Below are 23,069 nucleotides of genomic sequence, written 5' to 3'. Positions count from 1 at the left end.
CCAGTGAGGCGGGAGACCGGTCCGCAGCGACGGACCCCGCGGCCGGCGCGGCTTTACGAAGTCTTTACCCTGACTCGCGAGCGTCCCGTGCCATGCCGACCGCCTCGCTTTTCCGCCTCGCCGCCCTGGCCGGAGCCGCCCTCGGGGCCGCCCTGTCCGCGCTCCCCGCCCAGGCGCATCCCCACGTCTGGGTGACCACCAAGGCCGAGATCGCCTACGGCGAGGGCGGCCGCGTCACCGGCGTCCGCCACGCCTGGACCTTCGATGCCTCGTATTCGGCCTTCGTGACCCAGGGGCTGGACACGAACAACGACGGCAAGCTGACGCCGGACGAACTCGCGGGCCTCGCCGCCGAGAACACCGCCAACCTCGCCGAATTCGCCTATTTCACGAAAATGAAGGTCGGCGGCAAGGAGCAGGCCTTCGCCGATCCCGTCGAGCCCCGCATGGCGATGGAGGGCGACAAGCTGACCCTGAGCTTCCTCCTGCCCCTGAAGACGCCGGTGGCGCAGGGCCGCGGCGTCACGGCCCTGGAGGTCTACGACCCGACCTTCTTCGTCGCCTTCAGCCTGGCGGAGGGCGTGGATGCCGCTCGCCTCGCCGGGGCGCCGACCGGCTGCGCCGCCACCCTCACCCGACCCAAGACCGAGACCCCGGACGCCAAGACGGCCGATGCCAAGCCCGGCGATGCCAAACCGGGCATGTCGGAGGCGTTCTTCGAGGCGCTGACCTCGGCCTCGAACTACGGCGTCCAGTTCGCCAACCGGATCATCGTCGCGTGTCCGTAGGCACCGCCCTCGACGCCGCCCGCCCGGACGGCCGGTCCCGCCTCACCCGGCAGGTCGTCCTCGTCCTGGCGGCCGTCGCCCTCGCGACCCTGGTCGTCGCTGGCCTCGCCTGGCTGGTGAGCCCGAGCGTCACCGCGCCGCCGCCGCGCTCGCCCTTCGGCATCGGTTTTCGCGAGGCCACCCCGTCCGCCAGCGGCCTTGGGGGCCGGATCCTCGCCCTGCAGGCGAGCTTCTCCCGCAGCCTCCAGGCCGCGGTGCAGTCCCTCAAGGCGGGCGGCGCCTGGGGGCCGATGATGCTCCTCGGCTTCACCTACGGCGTCTTCCACGCCGCCGGACCGGGCCACGGCAAGGCGGTGATCGCCGGCTACATCGTCGCCGGCGAGCGGGCCCTCACCCGCGGTTTCAGCCTCAGCTTCGCCGCCGCCCTGCTCCAGGCCCTGGTCGCCATCGCCCTGGTGGGCATCGGAACCCTGGTGCTCGGCGCCACCGCCGCCGGCATGACCCGCGCCGGCACGGTGATCGAGACCGTGAGCTTCGCCCTCGTGGCGCTCCTCGGCCTCAGCGTCACCTGGCGCAAGGCCGGCCGACTGGCCGGCCGCACCGATCCGACCTGCGCCCCCGGCTGCGGCCACGTCCACCTGAACGATGCCGCGGCCCTGGCCCGGCTCGACTCGTGGCGCGAGCGCGCCGGCGTCGTGCTGGCCGCGGGCACGCGCCCCTGCGCCGGGGCGGTGCTGATCCTGGTCTTCTCCGCCTCGCAGGGCCTGCTGGCCGCCGGCATCGCCGCGACCCTGGCCATGGCCCTCGGCACCGCGCTGACCACGGGCACGCTGGCGAGCCTCGCGGTCTTCGCCAAGGCCTTCGCCCTGCGCCTCGCGGGCGGACGCGGACGGGCCGGGGTGCTCGCGGTCGGCGGCCTCGAACTCCTGGCCGGCGCCTTCGTGCTGGTGCTCGGCCTCGCCATGCTGGCCGGGCTCGCGGCCGATCTCGGCGGCTGACGCCTCTGGCGCCCTTACTCGCCAAGCCTTCCCTCGCCACGCTCTCCCTCGCCAAGCCCGTGAGGCCGTGGCACTCTCGCGATCCGAAGACGGGGAGAGCGCGGGCATGGCGGCGGGCTTCGAGCATATCCTGAACTGGCGGCTGCTGGCCGGCTCGCACGATTTTCCCGGTCCGGATGGCGGCACCTGCATCAACGAGGCGGCGATCGTGGCCGCCGGCCTGCCCTATCGGGCGATCCGCGCCTCAGCCGATTGCCCGCCCTGTTTCTCGCCGCCCCTGTCCGCCTACGCCCTCGGCCTGAACGATGCGATGCCCGATGCCGAGCGGCCGCGCCTGATGGCCTTCGTGCTGCGGCTCTCCGGCTCGGCGGACGTCCCGGCCGTGGAGGCCGAGCGCGTCGCCTTCCTCGCCCTGGCGAGCGTCCGTCGCATCCTGCCGCCCCTCCTGGATCTGGCGGGCCTGCCCACCCTGGCCGCGGCCTGCGACGGGGCCGCGGATTCGGACCGGGCCCGGGCGGTCGCCCGGGACGCCGCTTGGCAGGGCGGCGCGCGGGCGCAGGAGGCCTCGCAGCGCGGGGCCTGGAGGCAGGGCGCTCGGGCCGCGGCGGTCGCCCGGGCCGCCACCGCCGCCGGGAAGGCCTTCGCGGATGCGCGCTGTGCGGCCGAGGTCGCGGAGGGTGCCGCGGCCTTCGTGCCGGAGGTCTGGGCGAGCGCCGTGGCGATCCTCGACGAGGCCCTGGAGATCGGCCGCCGGGCGGCGCCTCTCGAGCGCGCGCTGGTGCAGCGGCGCCTGGACGCCGCGCGGTCGGGGCTCGCGTAGAGCCCGGCTCAGACCGGGGCGGGCGCCGCCATCGGGTCGAAGGTCACGGTCTGGCAGTTGTCGAGCCAGACGCCCGTCAGGTGATAGAAGAAGGTGCCGTGGCCGACCACCGCGATGCTGTGCTCGGGCCGAGCTGCGAGCCAGTCGCGAAAGCCGAGGACGCGGGCGTCGAAGAGGGTGCGCGGCTCGATATGCACGCCGCGGGCGTCGGGCGCGCCCTCGGCATGCCACCAGATCTCCGGCAGATGGTCGACGGCGACGTCCGGGAACTCGGCGGCCAGCACCGAGGCGGCCCGGCCGACATCGCAGCTGCTCTCCTGGCACTCCCGGTGCAGGACCTCGACGAGGATGCGCGGGCGGCTCGGATGGTCGCCGAAGATGCCCTGGGTGGTCTGGATCGCCCGGGTCAGGGGCGAGGTCACCACCAGATCGAAGGGGATGTCGTGCAGGGCCGCCCGGGCCGCCCGGACCTGGCCCTGCCCCCGCTCGGTCAGGCGGGCGTCGACGTGGCCGGGATCCTGGCCGGTCAGGCGGTGAGCGGCGTTGAAAGTCGATTCGCCGTGGCGGACGCAGACGATGCGAGTGGGGGCCATATGGGTCCGGTTTCGATGGGATGGGAGGACGGCGCGCCGGCGATAACTTCGCGAGGCGCGCCATCGTTGCGCGGCGCGTCAGGCACCGCGCCAAAGAAAAAGGCCCGGTTGCCCGGGCCTCGATGACGGTGCGTGCGGATTCGGCCGGCGGTCAGGCCTTGCGGGCGACCGGGCCACGGCGGCGCAGGCGGACGATCACCTCGACGCCGGCGATCTCCATGCCCTCGGGGGCGTCTGGCAGGGAATCCACGGTGATCCCGCAATCGGGCATGTCCAACACCTGGCCCTCGTCCTCGAGGAAGAAGTGGTGGTGCTCGCTCGGGTTGGTGTCGAAGTAGGCCTTCGATCCGTCGAGCGCGAGCTGACGCAGGAGGCCGGCCTCGGTGAACTGGTGCAGGGTGTTGTAGACGGTGGCCAGCGACACCGGCACCTTGGCGCGCATCGCCTCGTCGTAGAGCATTTCCGCCGTGAGGTGGCGATCGCCGCGGCCGAACAGCAGCCAGCCCAGGGACAGGCGCTGGCGGGTCGGGCGCAGGCCCGCCCGGCGCAGGCGATCGCGCAGATCCGACAGCGGGCAACCGCGACGGCCGGCGGCCATGTCGCCGCCGGGAACGGAGGCCCGCGCGTTCAGCACGGCCTGCAGGGGCAGAAGGTTCGACATCGGGCGTACAAACATCCCACGCGGAAAACGGGAAACTCAGCGGATATGTATACGGAACCCGCTGCCGCATCGCAACCCGAGCCGCACGCGGGGCTGGCCCTGCCCTACGCGGCGGCCCCCTCCCTCCCGTCGTGCCTCCGAGCGGCGGCCGCGGATTGGGACGCTTCGAACGGGCGGACAGCTTTGAGGCGCACAAGCCCTGTGTTAACGAAGCGCCGATTTCACGCCGCAGCGCCGGCCGGATCGGCCCGTGCCGTGTCCGTTCCGGCGCCGGCGGCGCGACGCCGAGGGGGCCACGCGCGCCCCGGACCCAACCCTGAGGACCGATCCGCTCATCATGTCTTCCGCTTCCGATCCGAACGCTCCGTCGGGCACCGCCCCGGCGACCGCCGCGCCCCAGCGGGCCTCGCACTATTCCTACGAGGAACTGCTCGCCTGCGGCCGTGGCGAGCTGTTCGGCGCCGGGAACGCGCAGCTGCCCCTGCCGCCGATGCTGATGTTCGACCGCATCGTCTCGATCGGCTCCGAGGGCGGCGCCCATGGCAAGGGCCACGTGCTGGCCGAGTTCGACATCCGACCGGACCTCTGGTTCTTCGGCTGCCACTTCAAGAACGATCCGGTGATGCCCGGCTGCCTCGGCCTCGACGCCCTCTGGCAGCTCGTCGGGTTCCATCTCGGCTGGCTCGGCGCCCCCGGCCGCGGCCGGGCGCTCGGCGTCGGAGAGGTCAAGTTCACCGACCAGGTCCTGCCGACGGTGACCAAGGTCGTCTACGGCATCGACATCAAGCGGGTGCGCCTCGGCAAGCTCGTGCTCGGCATCGCCGACGGTTGGCTCGAGGCCGACGGCACCCGGATCTACGAGGCCAAGGACCTGCGCGTCGCGCTGTTCCAGGCCCAGGCGGCGGGCGGCTGAGCCCGACGCGGTTGAGATCGGGACGCCCGAGTCCTACCTGAATCCACGCGAAGGTGCCGTCTCGAGAACAAGCACCGCGAAGAACAAGCCCCGGCGGCGGAGAGCATCGTGTCCATGCGGCGTGTCGTGATCACCGGGATGGGCATCGTCTCATCCATCGGCAACAACACCGAGGAAGTCCTCGCCTCCCTGCGCGAGGCCAAGTCCGGCATCGGGCGTTCGGCCTCCTACGCTGAGCACGGCTTCCGCAGCCAGGTCGAGGGCCGCCCCACCCTCGACCCGGAGGGCGTCGTCGACCGGCGCGCCATGCGCTTCCACGGCGGCGGCACCGCCTGGAACCACGTCGCCATGGACCAGGCGATCCGGAACGCCGGCCTGGAGGCGGGCGACATTTCCAATGATCGCACCGGCATCATCATGGGCTCGGGCGGACCGTCCACGAAGGTCATCGTCGAATCCGCCGCCATCGCGATCGACAAGGGTCCCAAGCGCGTCGGCCCCTTCGCCGTGCCCAAGGCCATGTCCTCCACCGCCTCGGCGACCCTGGCGACCTGGTTCAAGATCAAGGGCGTGAACTATTCGATCTCCTCGGCCTGCGCGACGTCGAACCACTGCATCGGCAACGCTGCCGAGGTCATCCAGGGCGGGCGCCAGGACATCATCTTCGCGGGTGGCTGCGAGGACCTCGACTGGACGCTCTCGGTGCTGTTCGACGCCATGGGCGCCATGTCCTCGAAGTACAACGACACCCCCGCCCGGGCGTCCCGCGCCTACGACGCCAACCGCGACGGATTCGTCATCGCGGGCGGTGCCGGCGTGCTGGTGCTCGAGGAATTGGAGCACGCCAGGGCGCGCGGCGCGACGATCTACGGCGAGATCGCCGGCTACGGCGCCACCTCGGACGGGCACGACATGGTCGCCCCCTCCGGCGAGGGCGCGGTCCGCTGCATGCGCCAGGCGATCGAGGGCCTGAAGGGCGCCAGGATCGACTACATCAACCCGCACGCCACCTCGACGCCCGTGGGCGACGACAAGGAGATCGAGGCGATCCGCGAGGTTTTCGGGCGCGGCGACGACTGTCCGCCGATCGCCGCCACCAAGTCCCTCACCGGCCACTCCCTCGGCGCGACGGGCGTGCAGGAGGCGATCTACGCGCTGCTGATGATGAACAACGACTTCATCTGCGAGAGCGCCCATATCGACGAGATCGACCCGGCCTTCGCCGATATGCCGATCCTGCGCCAGCGCCGTGACGGGGCCAAGCTCGGGCACGTCCTGTCGAATTCTTTTGGATTCGGCGGCACCAACGCGACGCTCGTCCTCAAGCACGTCGACGCCTGAGGGCGACGGATCCGGATCAGGCTTAACGTCCGGCCCGGCCCGTTAAGGAACTGGAGAGACCTTCCGCCGTTCTTTGTTTCTCGGGATTGCTGGAAGGCACAGCCATGTTGTGGTTCACGCTGGGAACCGTCGGCGGCCTCGCCCTTGCCGGGACCACGGCCGTCTACATCAAGCAAGTCATGATCGACCGCGCCAATTGCGACACCGACGGCTACTTTTAGCCGCCCCGCCGCCCCGCCTGCACCCAAAGGCCCCGTCGCGGCTCCCGCACGACGGGGCCTTTGCGTTTCGGCGAAGGCGCCTTCGGCTCCGGTCGGATTGGACAGGGCCACGACCCCCGCGCTAAGCCTCCCACCAACGATGACGGGTCCGAGGGACCCGAGGATCCGCGACCGGGGGACGTGCATGACGGGTTTGATGGCGGGAAAGCGCGGCCTCATCATGGGGGTCGCCAACGATCACTCGATCGCCTGGGGCATCGCCAAGGTCCTGCACCGCCACGGGGCCGAGCTGGCCTTCACCTACCAGGGCGACGCCCTCGGGCGCCGGGTGACGCCGCTGGCGGCCTCCGTCGGCTCGGACATCGTCCTGCCCTGCGATGTCGAGGACATCGCCAGCGTCGACGCGCTGTTCACCGCCCTGGACGCGCGTTTCCCCGAGGGCCTCGACTTCGTCGTCCACGCCATCGGGTTCTCCGACAAGGGACAGCTCAAGGGCCGCTACGTCGACGTCACCACCCGCGAGAATTTCTCGCGGACCATGACGATCTCCTGCTTCTCCTTCACCGAGATCGCCCAGCGCGCAGCCAAGCGAATGCCCCGCGGCGGCTCGCTCCTGACGCTGACCTATGGCGGCTCCACCCGGATCATGCCGAACTACAACGTCATGGGGGTCGCCAAGGCGGCCCTCGAGGCCTCCGTGCGCTACCTCGCGGGCGACCTCGGCCCGGACGGCATCCGGGTCAACGCCCTCTCGGCGGGCCCGATGCGGACCCTGGCCGGGGCCGGCATCGCCGATGCCCGCCTGATGTTCAACCACCAGAAGGCGCACGCCCCCTTGCGCCGGACGGTGACCCAGGAGGAGGTCGGCGGCTCGGCGATGTACCTGCTCTCGGATCTCTCGGGCGGCGTCACCGGCGAGATCCATTTCGTCGATTCCGGCTACAACATCATCTCGATGCCCCGCCCCGACGTGCTGCAGGCCCAGGACGAGGCCGGGGTCATCGGCGACGCGGTCTAGCGTTTGTCGGGGATCCGTGGAAACCGGTTATCCCGAACAGATAAACGAGACGAAAGGACCCGAGAATCTGTCAGGTTCAGGACTCCTAACAGACTCTCGGATCAGCCCGAGAACAGCGCGGGCCGGCGGGCGCGCAGGGCGAGGACCAGGGTCAGGGTCTTGAGGTCGGTCAGCTCGCAGCGATCGGCCATTCGGGCGAGTTCGGCCAACGGCATCTCGACGACCCGGATGTTCTCGTGCTCGCCGTCCGCGCCCCCGCCCCCGTCCACCCGGTCGGTGGCGGCGTAGGCGGCCAGGAACAGGTGGATGCGCTCCGTCGAGATGCCGCCGCAGGAATAGGTGGCGCCGACGAAGTCGAGGTCGCCGAGGCGCAGGCCCGCCTCCTCCAGCACCTCCCGCCGGGCATTGTCCTCCGGGGTGCCGTCGTCGATCAGGCCGGCGGGGGCCTCGAGCTGGCTCTGCTCGCCGGCGACGTAGAGGGCGGGCACCCGCAGCTCCCGCACCAGGGTCGCGACCCGGCGCACCGGATCGTAGGGCAGCACGCCCACGGAGTTGCCGTGGTCCTCGATCTCGCGCTCGGCCTCGCTGCCGTCGGCGAGGCGGACCCGCGCCAGCGAGAAGCGGCTCCAGCCCTCGTGCAGGGTCCGCAGGCTGAGGATCTCGGCTTTCATCGGTCGTCCTTCTGGCCCCGGGAGGGCGCGTTCCGGCTGGCCCGTGGGCACGGGCTGTCGTGCGGGTGGCCGTCAGGGGCCGCCTGCCGGGGCGCCCTCGATCCCCATGATGGGCTCGCCGCAGTTGATCCGGCCGTCGAGCGTCAGGTAGCCCGGTTCGCCGGCCTCGACCCTGTGGTCCTGCGCGCTCGCCTCGGCCGCTCGCCTCAGCTCGGCGATGATCGCCTGAATGTCCATGGCGGTCTCCCCCCGCGCCGCGGTTCAGCGCCCGAGGGCGATCAGGACCGCCCCCATCAGCACCAGCACGATCAGGCCCGCCACCAGCACGGCGTTGCGGACCCGGTGCCCCTCGGCCGACGGGGTCGCGGGCCCCGGTTCCGCACCGGCGGCCACCGGCGCGCCGGCCCGGGACGCCGGCGCGTCCGGGCGCGGCGCGGCCGGTGCGGCGTCGAGGGAGGGCGGTCCGGGCGCGGGCGCGAGGGGCAGCGGCGCAATTCCGTCGGGATGGGCCCGCCCCGTGAGCAGGTCCTCGAGCTCAACCGGAATTCCGGCGGCCTCGAGGTCCAGGACCACCTGTGCGATCGCCTCGGCGCTCATGCCGTGGATCGGTAGGGCAGCCTGGAGGTCGGCCGGGGAGAGCTCGCCCTTCTGCCGCCCGAGGGCGATCAGCCGGTCGAGATCCCGTTGCGCGACGGTCGCCGAAGCGCTCACCATGGGCGCGACCCCGTCACGGCTGCGCCTCCGCCGGCCCGCGCCGCGGCGGTCCCTGCTCCGCCCGGCCCGGGTGGTCGTGCGTGTTGTCGTCCGGCCATCCACCACTCCCGACGCTCTGCCATCCGGAAACCCGTCGGATATTGCCGCTGTTCCCGGGCTCAGGGGGGGGCGACGGCGCCGCCCGGCCCCGGGCTCCCGCTCAGTCCTGGCTCGGCCCGACGCTGTCGGCGGCGAAGGCCTGGCGGACGCCCAGGGGCTTCGGCCGGCCCTCGGTGCTGTCGCAGGCGGTCTGGCGCTCCATCTCCGAGTTGATCTCGGCCCCCACAAGGACGATGACGATGGACAGCCACATCCAGGTCATGAACCCGATGCCGGCTCCCAGCGACCCGTAGATGCGGTTGTAGCTGTCGAAGCTCGCCACGTACCAGGAGAACATCCCCGAGGCGCCGACCCAGAACAGCGCCGCGAGGCTGCTGCCCCAGGTCACCCAGCGCCACTTCGCCCGGTTCCGGCTCGGGCCGTAGCGATAGATCAGCGACAGGCTGAGGGTGACCACGCCGAGCAGGGCCGGCCAGCGCACGATCTGCAGGACGGTGTCGGTGGCGGTGATGAAGCCGAGGCGGTCGAGGATCGCCGGCAGCAGCACCACCGCGCCGGTGGAGACGAGGAAGAACACCACGCTGGTGATCGTGAACAGGAAGGTGGTGGCGTAGAAGCGGACCAGGCTGCGCTTCTCGCGCTCCTTGTAGATCACGTTGAGGGCGTCGAAGAGCGCGCTCACCCCGGAATTGGCGCTCCACAGGGCGATCAGCAGACTGATGCCGGACGTGGTGCTCAGGGAGCCGGTGCTGCGCTGCGCGATCCGCACCAGCTGGTCCGAGACCAGTTCGAGGGCGCCCGGCGGCAGGATGTCCGCCAGCAGGCTGACGTGCTGGCTGATGACGTGGGGATCCGAGAACAGCCCGTAGATCGACACCACCGCGACGAGGCCCGGGAACACCGCCAGCAGGGCGAAGAACGCGACGCCGCCCGCCGTGGTCAGCACCCGGTCCTGCGGCATCGCCCAGAACACCCGCCACAGGATGTCCCGCCAGCCGGCCTTGGGGATGTCGACGGGGTCGGTCGCGCCCCGGCCGCGCCCGGGCTCGTGCGCGCGCTGGCGCGCCTCCGCCAGCTCTTCCGGGTTCAGGGGGCGGGTGCTGACCGAGCGCCAATCCTGCCCCTCATCGTCGTCTCGCACCATGCCGACACCCTGCCGGACCGCTCGTCGCCGGAACCCCGCCGCGCGGGGCGCGCCGCCCCCGGGATCACACTCTGCCTGAACTCTCGTCACAGGTCGCCACCGATGCCGGCACAGGCGTGGGACGATCGAGCCCGGACCTGGGGCAGATCGCGGCCCGCCGGGCCATCTCGGTGCGGACGTGCTCGCGGAACAGGCGGACCCGCGCGGGGAGTTCGCGGCCCGCCAGGGTGACGGCGCGCAGGGTCCCGCCCCGGCTCGCCCAGTCGGGCAGGACGCGCACGAGGTCGCCCCGGGCCAGGGACTTGGCCGCGACGAGGCTCGGGATGTGGCCGATCCCGGCCCCGGCCAGGGTGAGGCGCAGCACCGTGGCGAAATCCGTGGCCCGCACGGCCGGCCGCAGGGTGATCCCGGCCTCCCGCCCCTCCACGTCCGAGACAAGGATCTGGGTGGCACCGAGACGCTCCCGGGCCAGCACCACGTCGTGCGCCGCCAGCCCGTCGATGTCGGCCGGGGCCGGGCGCTGGGCCAGGTAGGCCGGGGCCGCGTAGAGGCCGATCGTCAGGTCGGCCAGGATCGGCGCGGTGTAGCCGCTGTCGGGGTGGTCGCCGCCGCCGAGGCGGAGCGCAAGGTCGACCCGGTTGGCCGCGAGATCGAGGCGGCTGTCGGTGATGAGGAGTTCCAGGGTGATCTGCGGGTGCCGGGCCCGGAAGCTCGCCACGAGATCCGGCAGCACCTCGACCCCGAAATCGATCGAGGCCGTCACCCGCAGGTGCCCCCGCGGCAGGGTGCGGGCACCGCGGGCTGTCTGCAGGGCCTCGTCCAGAAGGGCGAGACTCTCCAGGGCCCGGGCGTGGAAGGCGAGCCCCTCGGCGGTGGGCGAGACCGCCCGGGGCGTACGGGCGAGCAGCGTCACCTTCAGCACCGATTCGAGGCGGGCGACGCGCCGGCTGACGCTGCCCTTGGTCTCGCGCAGGAAGGCGCCCGCCTGGGTCATGCTACCGAGGTCGACGACGGCGCAGAAGGCCCGGACATCGTCGAGGTTTCCGGCGAAGGTTTCCAGATGCGCAACCATGTGTCCCCGATTAGCGCGCTATCGCACCCGCGGGAAGCGGCCTATTGGCGATCCACCGACCCGGCGCCCAGATGCCACCCTCATCGGCGCCCTCATCCTCGGAGCGAACCCCGTGATCCGTCTCTCGCCATCCCTCGTCGCCCAGACCGTCTCCCTCGCCCTCGCGTTCGCCGCGCCGGCCCTCGCCCAGACCCCGCCGACCCGCGACCCGGCCCAGATCCAGGCCGGCACCTACGCGGTCGATCCCGGCCACACCCAGGTCGGCTTCACCGTCTCGCATATGGGCTTCTCGAACTACTCGGGCGGCTTCTCGGACGTCTCGGGCACCCTGGAGCTGCAGCCGAAGACCCCCGCCGCCTCGAAGCTGTCCATCAAGATCCCGGTGGCCTCGGTGATGACGACCAGCGAGAAGCTGACCGGCGAGCTCAAGGGCGACCAGTGGCTCGACGCGGCTAAGTTCCCCGTGATGACCTTCGTCTCCACGAAGGTAACGCCCGAGGGCAAGGACAAGGCGAAGGTCACCGGCGACCTGACCCTGCACGGCGTGACGAAGCCGGTGACCCTGACCGTCACCCTCATCGGCGCCGGCGTGAACCCGCTGAACAAGAAGGTCACCGTGGGCTTCGAGGCCACCGGCACGCTCAAGCGCTCCGAGTTCGGCGTGAAGACCTACGTGCCGCTGATCGGCGACGACCTGCACCTCACCATCGCGGGCGCCTTCGAGCGCAAGGAATAGGCCTTTCCGTCCACCCCGCCGAAGGGAGCGCGTCATGACCGAGACCGCCCGCGTCGGGCCCGAGCCGCGCTACACCCGCGTCGCCATCGCGCTGCACTGGCTCAATGCGCTGGCGGTGCTGGGGCTGATCGCGATCGGTCTCGCCATGACGCACGGGGACCTGGCGCCGATGCGCCGGTTCCAGCTCTACCAGTGGCACAAGTCGGTGGGCCTCACGGTGCTGGCCCTGACGCTGCTGCGCCTCGGCTGGCGCCTGGCCCACCGGCCGCCGCCCCTGCCCGCGACGCTGCCGGCCCGGGAGCGGGCCGGCGCGCACGCGGCCCATGCCTTGCTCTACGGGCTCCTCCTCGGCCTGCCGCTCGTCGGCTGGGCCGTGGTCTCGGCTTCGCCCTTCAACCTGCCGACCGTGCTCTACGGCGTCCTGCCCTGGCCGCACCTGCCGGTGCTGCCGGAGCTGGCGAACAAGGCCGCCGTGGAGGCGGTGCTGAAGCAGGTCCATGCCTGGGGGGCCTGGTTCCTCATCGGTCTCCTGCTGCTGCATGTCGGTGCGGCCCTGCGCCACCACCTCGTCCTGCGCGACGACACCCTCCGGCGGATGCTGCCCCGCGCCCCGCTCAAGTCCGGATTCCAGCCATGATCGCCGCTCGCCTCGCCTTCGCGGTCGCCCTCGCGGCGGCGCCCCTGGCCCTGCCCGCCTGCGCCGCGGCTGCGGCCTGGACCGTCGATGCGGCCCAGAGTCGGATCGGGTTCTCGGGCGTCCAGGTCGGCACGCCCTTCAAGGGTCGCTTCAAGCGCTTCAGCGCACAGATCACCTTCGACCCCGCCACCCCGGAGACGGGGCACGCCGTGGTCGATATCGACCTCGCGAGCGCCGAGACCGGCGATGCCCAGCGCGATACCGCCCTGCCCCAGGCGGAGTGGTTCGACGTCAAGGCCACGCCGCAGGCCCGGTTCGAGGCGACGCGGTTCGTCGCCAAGGGCGGCGACGCCTACGAGGCCGTCGGCAGCCTGACGATCCGCGGCATCCGCCGCGACGCGGCCCTGCCCTTCCGCCTGACGTTCGCGGGAGCGACGGCCCGGGCGGTGGGCCACCTCGACCTCGTACGCACGCAGTTCGGCGTCGGACAGGGACCCTGGGCTTCGGGCCAATGGGTCGCCCTGGAGGTCGGCGTCGACATCGACCTCACTGCGACGGAGACGGCCCCCAAGCCCTGAAGCGGATCGGCCAGCACATGGGCCGTCGGCGGGCTCGTCGGGTTCACGCCGGATCGCATCTCTCCGATTGCACGTCGCCGGAAGGACGCTCCGAAAGCGAAACCTGTGCTTGCACGGCGCATCGAGACCTTTGTATCCCACCGGATATCTTGTTTCTCATGCGTAACCGGCGCGCAAAACCGCGGATGGCTTGCAGAAAGCGGGAGCCCTGCCGCGAGGGTCGGGTTATGCCTCGGTTCCGGTCCCGCCGGCGGCCTCGGCCCCGGCGCGTCCGGCACGGCGGCGTCCATTCGGGCGCGGGCCGCAGGACGCCAGAGGAAGAGATCCATGCCCGTGCCGACGATCGACCGCCGCGCCCTGCTCGGCTCCGCGAGCCTCGCGCTCGTGGGAACCGGCAGCGCCGTCCGTCCCGCCCAAGCCGCACCGGAGACGAAGGGCGAGGCCAAGGCGGAACCGAAGCCGGTGCCGCCGGAGGTCACCCGGATCCTCGCCCGCTACGTGGTCGGCGCGCGCTACGCGGACCTGCCCGAGGCCGTCCGCCGCGAGGGCACCCGCACCCTGCTGAACTGGGTCGGCGTCGCCATCGGCGGATCGCATCACGAGACCCTGGATGTCGCGGTCTCGGCCCTCAAGCCGTTCTCCGGCCCGCCGCAGGCCGGCCTGTTCGGGCGCCCCGAGCGTTTCGACATCCTGAACGCCGCCTTCCTGAACGGCGTCGCCAGCCACATCTTTGATTACGACGACACCCACCTGAAGACCGTGATCCACCCGGCCGGCCCCGTCGCCTCGGCGATCCTCGCCTACGCCGAGATGAACCCGGTCTCGGGGGCGGACTTCCTCAACGCCCTGGTGCTCGGCGTCGAGACGGAGTGCCGGATCGGCAACGCGGTCTACCCGAACCACTACGATGTCGGCTGGCACATCACCGGCACCGCCGGGGTGTTCGGGGCGGCGGCCGCGACGGGCAAGCTGATGAGCCTCACCGAGCAGCAGATGGTCTGGGCGCTCGGGCTCGCCGCCTCGCAGCCCGTGGGCCTGCGCGAATCCTTCGGCTCCATGAACAAGAGCTTCAATCCGGGCCGGGCCGCCTCGAACGGCCTGTTCGCCGCGATCCTGGCCGCGAAGAACTACACGAGCTCGGACGGAATGATCGAGGCCAGGCGCGGCTGGGCCAACACCATCTCGACGAAGCAGGATTACCGCGAGATCACGGAAGGGCTCGGCACCCGCTACGAGGCGGCGCTGAACACCTACAAGCCCTTCGCCTGCGGCATCGTCATGCATCCGGCCATCGACGCGGCGGTGCAGCTGCGCAACGAGGCCCATCTCACCGCCGACATGATCGAGCGGGTCGACATGAAGGTCCATCCCCTGGTGCTCGAACTCACCGGCAAGACCACGCCGCGCACCGGCCTCGAGGGCAAGTTCAGCATCACCCACGCCGTCGCGGTGGCGCTGGTGGAGGGGGCTGGCGGCGAGAAGCAGTTCAGCGACCGGGCGGTGAACGACCCCGTGATCGCGGCCCTGCGCGCCCGGGTGAAGCCGGTGGTCGACCCGGCGATCCGGCCCGAGCAGGTCGAGCTCACGGTGGTGCTGACGGACGGCCGCAGCCTGCCCCGGCGCATCGAACATGCCATCGGCAGCGTCGAGCGGCCGATGTCGGACGCCGCGCTGGAGACCAAGTTCACCGACCTCGCGAACGGGATCCTGCCCGACGCCCAGGTGCGCCGGGTCATGGACCTGTGCTGGCGCATCGCGGAGTTGCCGAATGCCGGCGACGTGGCCCGGGCCGGGGTCCAGGCCTGACCGCGGAGGACCGGGATCGACGGGCCGATCCCGGCCGCGTATGGCGATGCCCGCTCCTGGGCCTCGCCCTGCGCCAGCCCCCCCTCGCCCGCCGCCAGCAAGGATCACGGACCTGAAGGCCGAGTTCTCGACCACGCGCCTGATCGTGATCCTGGCCTTCGCCGGTTTCGCCAGCACCTTCGCGGGCCGCTCCATCGAGCCGCTGGTCGGCGTGCTGGCGCGCGACCTGCAGAGCGATCCCCACACGGTGGCGCTGCTCTCCACCGCCTTCGCCCTGCCCTACGCGCTGATCCAGCCGATCCTCGGCCCCGTCGGCGATGCCCTGGGCAAGGAGCGGATCATCGCGATCTGCCTCGGCATCCTGACCCTGGCGCTGGCAGCTTGCGCGCTGACCACCAGCCTCGACACCCTGTTCGTCCTGCGGATGATCGCCGGGGGCAGCGCTGGCGGCGTCGTCCCCCTGGCGCTCGCGCTGATGGGCGACCGCATCCCGATCGAACGCCGGCAGGTCGCCATCGGCCGCTTCCTCGTGGCGGTGATCCTCGGGCAGCTCTCCGGCTCGACCTTCGCGGGCCTGATCGAGGGGGCGATCGGCTGGGCCGGCGTCTTCGCCATCACCGCGGCGGTGGCGGCCCTCGGCTGCGGCGCGGCGCTCCTCGGGTTCGACCGCCGCGCGGCAGCCCCGGCCCGGCGACCGGACTTCCGCACGGCGGTCGCGCGCTACCGCACCATCGTGGGCAATCCGCGCGCCCGCATCCTGTTCGGGGCCGTGTTCATCGAGGCGATCGCGGTGTTCGGGATCTTTCCCCACCTCGCCCCGCTGATCGAGGCCCGCGGCGAGGGCGGGGCTCGCGAGGCCGGCCTGGCACTGGCCGGCTTCGCCGCCGGCGGGCTGCTCTACGCGTTCTCGGTCGGCCTGCTCCTGCGCTTCCTCGGCCTGTCGCGGATGCTGATCGGCGGCGGCCTGATCTGCGCCGGGGCCCTCGTCACCCTCGGGCTGGCCGGCACCTGGCAGCTCGACTGCGCCGCCCTGGTGGCCCTGGGGCTCGGCTTCTACATGCTCCACAACACCTTCCAGGTGCAGGTGACCGAGGTGGCGCCGACCGCCCGCGCCTCGGCGGTGGCACTCCACGCCTTCTCGTTCTTCTGCGGACAGGCCCTGGGCGTGGCCATCCTCGGTGGCGCCCTCCGGGGCCTCGGCCAGCTCACCGCCCTCAGCCTCTGCGCCGTCGTCATCGCCGGCCTCGGCCTCGTCACGGCCCGGCGCCTGGCGACGACGCCGTCGCGGTGACGTCCGAGATCCTCCCGACCTGCCGGAGTCGCGAATGTCCCCGACGATCGCGGTGTTCTCGGACCTGATCTGCCCCTGGTGCTTCGTCGGCACGCTGCGGTCGGACCGGGCCCTCGACCTGCGGGCGCGCACCAGCCTCGAATGGCTGCCCGTCAGGCTCCCCGGTCACACTCACATTTCAGCCTAACACCGACCCTATGCGAGACACGACGTCCCTCCCAGTCGTCCCGGAGCTCCAAGATGCAGACACTTCCGTCTCGGCGCGTGATTCCGAAGGCGTCGAGCAAGCGCGGTCCCGTCCATCGAGGCGCACGTCGCCGACCATTCGCGTGGATGCGCTGAAGGCCCCTCGGCGCTCGCCATCCCGATGCCAGGGATTTATTCCGTGATTTCGTTTCCACGCGCCTGAGAAAATCGCCTGGATAGATGCCTCCGAATTCATCGCCAAAACAAAAAATTTATCCGGTCAATCGGGTCAATGTTTTTGTGTTTATCTACTTTTGCAATTATAATTGCTTTGCGCCGATGTCAACGCGATAAGAAACGATAATGAGGGCATAATGCCAGTCAGAACCGATCCAGTCGTCGTCAGTGGAGCCGCAGGCTTCGTAGGATATCATGTCGCCAAGAGATTGCTTGAACGCGGAGAAGGCGTAATCGGAATCGATGTATTTAACGATTACTATGCCGTTTCTTTGAAAGAGGCGCGGGCCGGGCGACTGGAAAAATTTGCCAATTTTCGCATGGAACGTATGGACTTTGCGAATGCGCCTGCGCTCAGGACCCTCGTCAGAGACGAAGGCGTCATGCGAATGGTTCATCTTGGTGCTCAAGCAGGCGTTCGTTACTCCATCGAGAACCCCTTCGCCTATCAACACTCAAATCTACAAGGCCACCTGTCTGTCTTGGAGGCGTGCCGCGACAATAGCCGGTTCGAGCACCTCGTGTATGCGTCATCCAGTTCTGTGTACGGCAATCGGCCAGGGTCAGGCGCTGCATTTACGGAGACAGATAGGGTAGACTCCCCGGTCTCGCTCTATGCGGCCACGAAACGTTCCTGCGAGTTGATGAGTTCTACTTACGCGCATCTCTATGGATTGAAACAATCAGGGCTTCGCTTCTTTACGGTGTATGGACCTTGGGGCCGTCCCGATATGGCTTACTATTCGTTCACCCGTAAAATTTTTCTAGGAGAACCGATCGAGGTCTATGGCGAGGGCCGGATGCGCCGTGACTTCACGTTTATTGACGATATCGTGGATGGGATCATCGGCGTTCTCGATCGACCACCGCCTGAGGCCGAAAACAGGATTCTCAATATTGGCAATGATTCTCCCGAAGATCTACTCACTTTCATCGAAATTATTGAGCAAGCCGTTGGCCGAAAAGCAAAGAAAATCATGCTTCCGATGCAGCCAGGAGACGTGACATCGACCTGGGCAGATATTTCAAAAATCAGATCAATCACTGAATATCGCCCAAAGGTTCGACTCGCAGAAGGAATACCCCAGTTCGTAAACTGGTATCGTGACTACTATCCTGTCGCCTGAGGTGAGATGCGCAGTTCTGATGCGTCATTTTCAGACCAGGATGATGTCCCTTTCGTGTCACACTGTGATCGCGCACTGACGCGATGAAGGGATTTACGCGAACGGTGATGCAGCCGGGTCTTAGGGGGATGGCCCAGACCGCCTGCGCGCTCCTCGACGCGGCCACCAAGTCAGTGCTTGCAGGTATCGCCGGCGGTCGATCTCGGCCCCTCGATCACATCCTGTCGGCGCATGGTTCCGGCTCCAGGCGCAGCGCCGAACGTGCAGGAGATGGCGCGACAGATCACGCGGCACGGCGCGGATGCTACAGGGCCAAGGGGACGGCGAAAGTCTCGAACCGGACCGGGCATTGCCGGCCCACGCGGATCGCCAGCACGGGATGCCAGTGAGGCCGTCCACCGACCTGACGGAGAATGCGCGCAGTCTGATATCGCCACGTCGCGCGGTAGCGGGGCAGATCGCTGGTCATCTGTCCCTCGAAGAGAAACATGAGCTTGTCCGTCTCGCCGGTCTGCCGCTCGATCAGGGCGTGGTTCCAGCCCTGAGGTCTCGCCTCCGTCAATGCGAGGCGACAGTCTCCACGTCTCGCCGTGAGCGAGACTTCCGCCGAGCCTGGGGCCTCGTCGACGCTGAAGCCCTCTGTCATGAGGCGCGCGACCAGCGTTCGCTTAAGGGAAGCAGGATTTCGGATGTCCGGAGCAGTTCCTATAAGAACCTTCGCACCGATGCTCGTAATGGCGAACAGGGCGAGGACAGCCAAGCCCACAGGAACACGCAGGCCCGTGCGCCGCGGCGCGTCGGTCCCCCCAGCGGCCGGGTATCCCGGTTCGGCGACCCTGGCTGGGTCGGACATCGGGTGCGTCATCGGATGGCCGCACCGGTGTCGGTCTGCCTCGGAAGGTCTTGCGCGACAGGATCCGAGGGGCGGGCTCGAACACCGGCCCAGCAGACTGCTCCGATGGCAGCGAGGGTGAGCCAGCTCGTCACGCTGTTGCCGACCGCGCCATGGAGCAACTCGAAATGCTCCGGAAGGAGGCCAATGGCTGCAAGACGCAGGATGTTGATCGCGACGACACTGCAGCAGGCGAGCGCTCCCCAAAGCATGTTGTTTCGCCGGGCGCGCGGCCTCACGACATTGATGGCGATCACCCAACCCAGCAATGCCAGCGAGACATTGCCCAGAGAGGAGCAGGCCGGGTAGATCTGAAGGTAGGTTTGGCCATTCGACGAGGCCACGAGATTTCCAGACGACTCGGTTCCGAGAATTGTGGCGACCATCAGCGCATCGGCCGACAGAATATACGGCGCCGCGAGGTTGAACAGGAGACGGGTCCAGCACATCGGCATCGTCACCACGAGCAGGATCGCGGCTCCGCGAGCGAGGCGGCCGGATGATGTCGCCAGCGTCCAGAGCGCGATGGCCGTGAGCGTGACCCACGCAAGCGCGGAAGAAGGTGCGAGGACGAAGGGCGCGGCGATACCGAGCACCACGACATCCCCGCGCATGGGTTCGCTCCCCCCTCGGTCGGTGAACGCGAGGGCGATCCCGCAGACGATGCCGAGCCAGACGATGGCACTGATGTCGAACGTCCGCGATCCGGCGACGACCCAACCCTCGGCTTCCAGGGCCTGCAACATTCGACCCGCCAGACCGTTCGCGGCGCAGATCGCCATGAATGCGCAGAGGTACGCGGACCGTGACGCCGAAAAGCCGAGGCCGATTCGCATCCGCGGGATCCCAGCAGGGGACTTGTCGGGGTATCGCGCAACGGGGGACATATCGGGCACTCGCACGCGGACGTCCCAACCTGTCTACGTCAGAAACAGCGACGCGCGAAGATGCACCGCCCTTGCGATCCGGTGCTTGCGCGGTCCGCGCTATCCCCCTCGACGACCCGGCCCGGCAGACCTGCCTGCGCCGCGGCGCCCTGCTGCCCGACTTCCCGCGCGCTGCTCCCCGCCATCGGCCGCCGCGCGCCCAACGTGGCCCACGACTGCCGGATCGTTGGGATGTCCGCGCCAGGTCCCGGTCGAGGTTTCGGCACCCTTTGGAATCATCGCCATTCTGGCCACCCACCCCTGCCTCTCGGCGCCTTATCGGGCGAGTTCTCAGGCACGTCCCCTGCACCCAAATTATCAAAGATGTTGCGGTGCGGCACAAGCCGAGCTAAAGTTTCGAGCCAGTCGATGATGACTTGGGTTCAATCGGACTTCGGACATTTGCAATTAGAAATTCAAATCAACCTCGATCCCGATTCTACTCCATCCGGCATGCGGGGCGAATGAACAACGCGACGTCCAGAAAATCGCCCCCCCTTGCGAGCGAAGCGATCGCCGCCATTGCCCTTGACGATAGGGGCTGGTCGCGTTGAGGACCCCGGCTCTGCAACATGGGTTTCCAAATACGCCCTGGAATGCGATCGACACGCTTGTGCGAATGCCCATTCAGGAACCGATCACGAGATATCTTACAGGCCACCCAGGTCGCGTTTCATAGTAGTGTTATTTCCAAGTCATGTCATCGAGATTTGTAATAAACTTATTTGGAGAAGACTATATTGCAGATTGACTAAGACATTCGAAATGGAACGTTTCTCGTGATACTCCATTGTCATTGGCATGGTCTCTGGCTGTCTTTCGAAACGATTCCATACGACAATTTGATGAGCATTCCATTGTTAGCCTTGCATATATAGCAAGGCTATCGGTTAAACTGGGAGGCTGCAATGGCAGCGAAACATAAAAGGCCGCGCTTGCTGGCGGTCGCGTCAGGCGGTGGACACTGGATCCAGCTTCTGCGCGTCGTTCCCGCCTTCGGTGAATGTGATTGTGCCTTTATCTGCACGCTTGATGCGCGGGACCAAGTCGCCGGACACCGATTTCATCGCGTCCCGGATGCGAACCGCTGGAACAAGCTCGCGTTTCTGCGTATGGCTCTGTCCGTGATGATCGTCGTTCTCCGCGAGCGGCCACACATCGTCGTCTCGACAGGTGCGGCGCCTGGGTACGTTGCGCTGAGACTCGGACGCCTGATCAGAGCCAAGACCATCTGGATCGACAGCTTTGCGAACGTCGACACGCTTTCGATGTCCGGAAAGATGGCGGGTGGGGTGGCGGACCTCTGGCTCACGCAGTGGCAGCACTTAGCGAAGCCGGAAGGTCCGTATTACGAAGGGTCGGTCATATGATTTTTGTAACGGTGGGTGTCCAGTTGCCGTTCGACCGTCTGATTTCCGCCGTCGATGACTGGGCCGGATCTCGTGGGCGCTCCGACGTGGTGGCGCAAATCGGGGCGTCGAAGCTCGTACCGAAAAACATCAAATATCAATCGACCATGTCGCCCTCGGAGTTTCGGCAGCATGTCGTTGCTGCGAAAGCCGTCGTCGGCCACGCCGGGATGGGCTCAATCATCACGGCCTTGGAGCTCGGCAAGCCGATTCTCGTCATGCCGCGCCGGGCCGCATTCGGCGAACACCGCAACGACCATCAGCTTTCCACGTCGCGGCATATGAAAGCGCAAGGAATCGCCACGGTCGTCGATGATGAAGCTGCGTTGAAGGAAGGCCTCGACAGCATCGAGGGCCTCGTTCGCTCGCAAGAGATCTCGGCCTATGCAAATGCGCAGCTCCTCAACCGTATCTCGACCTTCATCGCCGATGTAAGTGGCCGGATCTGATCAGCGGGCATGGGCGGCGGACGATGCGTATCGGGAATGCGCCTCGTCGCGACGCCAAGGTATGAACCGTCGCGGTCGCATGGCGGACATGGAAGCGATCGTGTTAAGATTCCCACGTATCCACGCTGGCGACCTGCATCGCTGACCTGCGTCGGCCGAAAGCCATGGCACCCTCGATCGAGGACCGATGTTAGCCACCAATCCACGCGCGACGACGGGAACCCCCCTCGCGATACGGGCTCCGGGAGATCCAGGCGACATCGCCTTCATCCTCGGCGTTCTTCGGCGCCAGCGCCGCTTCATCGGCAAGACGATCCTGGCCGCCCTGGTCCTGGGCACGCTGGTTTTTATGTTCGCCCCCTCATCATACAAGACATTCTCGACGGTTCTCGTCGACTTCAAGCGTCTATCGGCTGTCGACGAGAATTTCTCGACGCCCTCTGGCCGGATCGACAGCTCAGCGTTACTCAGTCAAATCGAGATTTTAAAGTCGAACGGCGTGCTGGATCGGGTCGTAATGTCCGAAAAGCTCGACACGGACCCGGATTTCGTCGGATCCACGTCCATGATCCGGAAGCTGGTCGCAGCTCTTGGCCTCGCCGATGACCCGGAGGCTGAGTCCGTCGAAGACCGCCGGAACCGAGCTGCCGAGGTGCTGCGCAAGGCGACCAACGTCGAGCGCGTCGATCTCTCCTACGCCATCACCGTCACGGTGACGGCGCGCAGCGGCGAGAAGGCCGCACGCCTCGCGAATGCGCTCGCCCAGGCCTACATCGACGATCAACTCGAGGCAAAGCGTGCGGCGTCCGAAAAAGCCAGCACGTGGTTTGTCGAACGAATCGCCGAGTTGCAGGATGACGTCAGCAAAGCGGATCGGGCTGTCATCGATTATCGTTTGAAGAACAATATCGTAACCATGGATGGTCGCTTCATCGAGGAGCAGCAGATCCTCGATCTCAGTCAAAAAGTGCTGGAAGCGAGCTTCGCCCGTGCCGGCGCGGAAGCAAAGGTCGCACAGATCAACGAGATGGCGAGGACCGGCGGGGTGCAGAACGCGCTCGTCGATGAGTTCTCGAACGAGGTCATCATCCAGCTTCGCAACGCCTACTTCGATGCGAAGCGCCAGATGGCGGATTTCACCGTCCGGTATGGCGCGACGCACGAAGCGACGATCAAAGCCCGCGCGAAGATGAACGAGCTTCAGAACTCGATGAACGACGAGGTCCAGCGCATCCTCGAAGGTGCGCGCAGCGACTTCGCCATCGCGCAGATCAAGGAGCAGAACCTTCAGAAGGAGCTCGCCGACCTGTCGGAGCGGTCGATCCAGGCGCGCGAAGGCCGGGTTCAGCTGACTCAGCTCGAGAGTGCGTCGGCGACGGTGAAGACGATCCGCGACACCTTCATGTCGCGGTACGTCGACGGCATACAGAAGCAGAGCTTCCCGATGACCGAGNCAGCTCGAGAGTGCGTCGGCGACGGTGAAGACGATCCGCGACACCTTCATGTCGCGGTACGTCGACGGCATACAGAAGCAGAGCTTCCCGATGACCGAGGCGCGCATCATCACAGCGGCGCAAGTGCCCACGGCACGCTCGTTCCCGACGGCCATCAAGGTCTTCGGTGGAAGCCTGGCGCTGGGCTTGGGGGCGGGCTGCCTGATGGCCGTGGCCCGCGAGGCCTTCTCGCGGCGCCTGCGGTTCCGACGTCAGGTCGAGACGGCCCTCGGCGTGCCCTGCCTCGGC

24 protein-coding genes and 2 pseudogenes are annotated in these 23,069 nt (G+C 68.3%); 17 read left to right on the top strand and 9 right to left on the bottom strand.

Going from position 1 to position 23,069, the window contains the following annotated elements; translation table 11 throughout:
* Window positions 1–92: 92 nt before the first annotated feature.
* From ASG63_RS02845 to ASG63_RS02835, 3 genes are all read left to right on the top strand, one after another.
* A complete protein-coding gene (locus ASG63_RS02845; RefSeq protein WP_056211892.1) occupies window positions 93–788 on the top strand; it encodes a DUF1007 family protein in 696 nt (231 codons plus the stop codon).
* Entirely contained in the window at window positions 779–1,786 is a 1,008-nt protein-coding gene (locus tag ASG63_RS02840; protein ID WP_056211890.1) for a nickel/cobalt transporter, read from the top strand. Before ASG63_RS02845 ends, ASG63_RS02840 begins: the two co-directional genes overlap by 10 nt.
* Before the next feature lie 106 nt (window positions 1,787–1,892).
* Window positions 1,893–2,606, top strand: coding sequence for a hypothetical protein (locus ASG63_RS02835; RefSeq protein ID WP_056211888.1), 714 nt, complete (start codon window positions 1,893–1,895; stop codon window positions 2,604–2,606).
* A gap of 8 nt (window positions 2,607–2,614) precedes the next feature.
* Here ASG63_RS02835 and ASG63_RS02830 read toward each other — a convergent pair whose 3' ends face one another.
* Both ASG63_RS02830 and irr read right to left on the bottom strand, forming a co-directional pair.
* Window positions 2,615–3,199 carry a histidine phosphatase family protein gene (locus ASG63_RS02830; protein WP_056211886.1) on the bottom strand — a complete coding sequence of 195 codons (585 nt, stop codon included), beginning with the start codon at window positions 3,197–3,199 and terminating at the stop codon, window positions 2,615–2,617.
* Window positions 3,200–3,350: 151 nt separating this feature from the next.
* A complete protein-coding gene (gene irr, locus ASG63_RS02825; RefSeq protein WP_056211884.1) occupies window positions 3,351–3,860 on the bottom strand; it encodes a Fur family transcriptional regulator Irr in 510 nt (169 codons plus the stop codon).
* A gap of 337 nt (window positions 3,861–4,197) precedes the next feature.
* Here irr and fabA point away from each other — a divergent pair, with 337 nt between their 5' ends.
* The 3 genes from fabA (at window position 4,198) to fabI (ending at window position 7,353) form a co-directional block, all read left to right on the top strand.
* Window positions 4,198–4,773: a 3-hydroxyacyl-[acyl-carrier-protein] dehydratase FabA gene (fabA, locus tag ASG63_RS02820; protein WP_056211882.1), complete on the top strand. Its 576-nt coding sequence runs from the start codon at window positions 4,198–4,200 to the stop codon at window positions 4,771–4,773.
* 114 nt (window positions 4,774–4,887) lie between these two features.
* Window positions 4,888–6,114, top strand: coding sequence for a beta-ketoacyl-ACP synthase I (gene fabB, locus ASG63_RS02815; protein WP_056211879.1), 1,227 nt, complete (start codon window positions 4,888–4,890; stop codon window positions 6,112–6,114).
* 405 nt (window positions 6,115–6,519) lie between these two features.
* Window positions 6,520–7,353: an enoyl-ACP reductase FabI gene (fabI, locus tag ASG63_RS02810; protein ID WP_056211878.1), complete on the top strand. Its 834-nt coding sequence runs from the start codon at window positions 6,520–6,522 to the stop codon at window positions 7,351–7,353.
* 101 nt (window positions 7,354–7,454) lie between these two features.
* On the opposite strand, the gene ASG63_RS02805 is transcribed toward fabI, so the two are convergent.
* From ASG63_RS02805 to ASG63_RS02790, 5 genes are all read right to left on the bottom strand, one after another.
* On the bottom strand, window positions 7,455–8,024 hold the full coding sequence (locus ASG63_RS02805; protein WP_056211876.1) for an NUDIX domain-containing protein: 570 nt from the start codon (window positions 8,022–8,024) through the stop codon (window positions 7,455–7,457).
* Window positions 8,025–8,096: 72 nt separating this feature from the next.
* On the bottom strand, window positions 8,097–8,261 hold the full coding sequence (locus tag ASG63_RS25895; RefSeq protein WP_200957519.1) for a hypothetical protein: 165 nt from the start codon (window positions 8,259–8,261) through the stop codon (window positions 8,097–8,099).
* A gap of 24 nt (window positions 8,262–8,285) precedes the next feature.
* On the bottom strand, window positions 8,286–8,738 hold the full coding sequence (locus ASG63_RS26760) for an RNA polymerase sigma factor region1.1 domain-containing protein (RefSeq protein WP_056211873.1): 453 nt from the start codon (window positions 8,736–8,738) through the stop codon (window positions 8,286–8,288).
* 199 nt (window positions 8,739–8,937) lie between these two features.
* The gene (locus ASG63_RS02795) at window positions 8,938–9,981 is read right to left on the bottom strand and encodes a YihY/virulence factor BrkB family protein (RefSeq protein ID WP_056211871.1); all 1,044 of its coding nucleotides are present in this window, start codon (window positions 9,979–9,981) and stop codon (window positions 8,938–8,940) included.
* A gap of 64 nt (window positions 9,982–10,045) precedes the next feature.
* Entirely contained in the window at window positions 10,046–11,053 is a 1,008-nt protein-coding gene (locus tag ASG63_RS02790) for a LysR family transcriptional regulator (RefSeq protein ID WP_056211869.1), read from the bottom strand.
* Window positions 11,054–11,168: 115 nt separating this feature from the next.
* Between ASG63_RS02790 and ASG63_RS02785 the strand changes: the two genes are divergently transcribed.
* The 7 genes from ASG63_RS02785 to ASG63_RS23935 all read left to right on the top strand — a co-directional run bounded on the left by ASG63_RS02785 (window position 11,169) and on the right by ASG63_RS23935 (window position 17,651).
* On the top strand, window positions 11,169–11,789 hold the full coding sequence (locus ASG63_RS02785) for a YceI family protein (protein WP_443189771.1): 621 nt from the start codon (window positions 11,169–11,171) through the stop codon (window positions 11,787–11,789).
* A 34-nt stretch (window positions 11,790–11,823) separates the two neighbouring features.
* On the top strand, window positions 11,824–12,426 hold the full coding sequence (locus ASG63_RS02780) for a cytochrome b (protein WP_056211865.1): 603 nt from the start codon (window positions 11,824–11,826) through the stop codon (window positions 12,424–12,426).
* The gene (locus ASG63_RS02775; protein ID WP_056211863.1) at window positions 12,423–13,004 is read left to right on the top strand and encodes a YceI family protein; all 582 of its coding nucleotides are present in this window, start codon (window positions 12,423–12,425) and stop codon (window positions 13,002–13,004) included. Before ASG63_RS02780 ends, ASG63_RS02775 begins: the two co-directional genes overlap by 4 nt.
* Window positions 13,005–13,331: 327 nt before the next feature.
* Window positions 13,332–14,810 carry an MmgE/PrpD family protein gene (locus ASG63_RS02770; protein ID WP_056211861.1) on the top strand — a complete coding sequence of 493 codons (1,479 nt, stop codon included), beginning with the start codon at window positions 13,332–13,334 and terminating at the stop codon, window positions 14,808–14,810.
* Window positions 14,811–14,850: 40 nt separating this feature from the next.
* Window positions 14,851–16,101 carry an MFS transporter gene (locus tag ASG63_RS02765; RefSeq protein WP_443189770.1) on the top strand — a complete coding sequence of 417 codons (1,251 nt, stop codon included), beginning with the start codon at window positions 14,851–14,853 and terminating at the stop codon, window positions 16,099–16,101.
* A gap of 34 nt (window positions 16,102–16,135) precedes the next feature.
* Complete coding sequence (locus ASG63_RS24900) at window positions 16,136–16,288, top strand: DsbA family protein (RefSeq protein ID WP_156389807.1); 153 nt, start codon at window positions 16,136–16,138, stop codon at window positions 16,286–16,288.
* Window positions 16,289–16,661: 373 nt separating this feature from the next.
* Window positions 16,662–17,651 (top strand): NAD-dependent epimerase/dehydratase family protein, encoded by a 990-nt coding sequence (locus ASG63_RS23935; RefSeq protein WP_082501471.1) that lies wholly within the window; start codon window positions 16,662–16,664, stop codon window positions 17,649–17,651.
* 304 nt (window positions 17,652–17,955) lie between these two features.
* Here the strand turns inward: ASG63_RS23935 and ASG63_RS02755 are convergent, their stop codons facing one another.
* Together ASG63_RS02755 and ASG63_RS02750 are read right to left on the bottom strand one after the other, a co-directional pair.
* Entirely contained in the window at window positions 17,956–18,504 is a 549-nt protein-coding gene (locus tag ASG63_RS02755) for a hypothetical protein (protein WP_056211858.1), read from the bottom strand.
* Between the two features lie 8 nt (window positions 18,505–18,512).
* Complete coding sequence (locus ASG63_RS02750; protein ID WP_056211856.1) at window positions 18,513–19,379, bottom strand: exosortase/archaeosortase family protein; 867 nt, start codon at window positions 19,377–19,379, stop codon at window positions 18,513–18,515.
* A gap of 998 nt (window positions 19,380–20,377) precedes the next feature.
* Here ASG63_RS02750 and ASG63_RS02745 point away from each other — a divergent pair.
* The 4 genes and pseudogenes from ASG63_RS02745 to ASG63_RS26135 form a co-directional block, all read left to right on the top strand.
* A complete protein-coding gene (locus tag ASG63_RS02745) occupies window positions 20,378–20,839 on the top strand; it encodes a hypothetical protein (protein WP_056211854.1) in 462 nt (153 codons plus the stop codon).
* Complete coding sequence (locus ASG63_RS02740; RefSeq protein ID WP_056211852.1) at window positions 20,836–21,327, top strand: glycosyltransferase; 492 nt, start codon at window positions 20,836–20,838, stop codon at window positions 21,325–21,327. Before ASG63_RS02745 ends, ASG63_RS02740 begins: the two co-directional genes overlap by 4 nt.
* 187 nt (window positions 21,328–21,514) lie before the next feature.
* A pseudogene (locus ASG63_RS26980) lies at window positions 21,515–22,780 on the top strand (GumC family protein); the annotation flags it as partial.
* Between the two features lies 1 nt (window position 22,781).
* Window positions 22,782–23,069: pseudogene (locus ASG63_RS26135) on the top strand (exopolysaccharide biosynthesis protein); the annotation flags it as partial.

This window comes from Methylobacterium sp. Leaf94, assembly GCF_001426045.1.
Classification (GTDB): domain Bacteria; phylum Pseudomonadota; class Alphaproteobacteria; order Rhizobiales; family Beijerinckiaceae; genus Methylobacterium.
This window is presented reverse-complemented; position numbering and strand designations above follow the sequence as displayed.

What these genes read in the sequence shown, in the direction of transcription:
- fabI (WP_056211878.1), top strand. Translation starts at nt 6,520, where the DNA reads ATGACGGGTTTGATGGCGGGAAAGCGCGGCCTCATCATGGGGGTCGCC.
- fabA (WP_056211882.1), top strand. Translation starts at nt 4,198, where the DNA reads ATGTCTTCCGCTTCCGATCCGAACGCTCCGTCGGGCACCGCCCCGGCG.
- ASG63_RS02770 (WP_056211861.1), top strand. Translation starts at nt 13,332, where the DNA reads ATGCCCGTGCCGACGATCGACCGCCGCGCCCTGCTCGGCTCCGCGAGC.
- ASG63_RS02795 (WP_056211871.1), bottom strand. Translation starts at nt 9,981, where the DNA reads ATGGTGCGAGACGACGATGAGGGGCAGGATTGGCGCTCGGTCAGCACC.
- ASG63_RS02780 (WP_056211865.1), top strand. Translation starts at nt 11,824, where the DNA reads ATGACCGAGACCGCCCGCGTCGGGCCCGAGCCGCGCTACACCCGCGTC.
- ASG63_RS23935 (WP_082501471.1), top strand. Translation starts at nt 16,662, where the DNA reads ATGCCAGTCAGAACCGATCCAGTCGTCGTCAGTGGAGCCGCAGGCTTC.
- ASG63_RS02750 (WP_056211856.1), bottom strand. Translation starts at nt 19,379, where the DNA reads ATGCGAATCGGCCTCGGCTTTTCGGCGTCACGGTCCGCGTACCTCTGC.
- ASG63_RS24900 (WP_156389807.1), top strand. Translation starts at nt 16,136, where the DNA reads ATGTCCCCGACGATCGCGGTGTTCTCGGACCTGATCTGCCCCTGGTGC.
- ASG63_RS02790 (WP_056211869.1), bottom strand. Translation starts at nt 11,053, where the DNA reads ATGGTTGCGCATCTGGAAACCTTCGCCGGAAACCTCGACGATGTCCGG.
- ASG63_RS02805 (WP_056211876.1), bottom strand. Translation starts at nt 8,024, where the DNA reads ATGAAAGCCGAGATCCTCAGCCTGCGGACCCTGCACGAGGGCTGGAGC.
- ASG63_RS26760 (WP_056211873.1), bottom strand. Translation starts at nt 8,738, where the DNA reads ATGGTGAGCGCTTCGGCGACCGTCGCGCAACGGGATCTCGACCGGCTG.
- ASG63_RS02745 (WP_056211854.1), top strand. Translation starts at nt 20,378, where the DNA reads ATGGCAGCGAAACATAAAAGGCCGCGCTTGCTGGCGGTCGCGTCAGGC.
- ASG63_RS02740 (WP_056211852.1), top strand. Translation starts at nt 20,836, where the DNA reads ATGATTTTTGTAACGGTGGGTGTCCAGTTGCCGTTCGACCGTCTGATT.
- ASG63_RS25895 (WP_200957519.1), bottom strand. Translation starts at nt 8,261, where the DNA reads ATGGACATTCAGGCGATCATCGCCGAGCTGAGGCGAGCGGCCGAGGCG.
- ASG63_RS02775 (WP_056211863.1), top strand. Translation starts at nt 12,423, where the DNA reads ATGATCGCCGCTCGCCTCGCCTTCGCGGTCGCCCTCGCGGCGGCGCCC.
- ASG63_RS02830 (WP_056211886.1), bottom strand. Translation starts at nt 3,199, where the DNA reads ATGGCCCCCACTCGCATCGTCTGCGTCCGCCACGGCGAATCGACTTTC.
- ASG63_RS02835 (WP_056211888.1), top strand. Translation starts at nt 1,893, where the DNA reads ATGGCGGCGGGCTTCGAGCATATCCTGAACTGGCGGCTGCTGGCCGGC.
- ASG63_RS02845 (WP_056211892.1), top strand. Translation starts at nt 93, where the DNA reads ATGCCGACCGCCTCGCTTTTCCGCCTCGCCGCCCTGGCCGGAGCCGCC.
- ASG63_RS02755 (WP_056211858.1), bottom strand. Translation starts at nt 18,504, where the DNA reads ATGTCCGACCCAGCCAGGGTCGCCGAACCGGGATACCCGGCCGCTGGG.
- ASG63_RS02765 (WP_443189770.1), top strand. Translation starts at nt 14,851, where the DNA reads ATGGCGATGCCCGCTCCTGGGCCTCGCCCTGCGCCAGCCCCCCCTCGC.
- fabB (WP_056211879.1), top strand. Translation starts at nt 4,888, where the DNA reads ATGCGGCGTGTCGTGATCACCGGGATGGGCATCGTCTCATCCATCGGC.
- irr (WP_056211884.1), bottom strand. Translation starts at nt 3,860, where the DNA reads ATGTCGAACCTTCTGCCCCTGCAGGCCGTGCTGAACGCGCGGGCCTCC.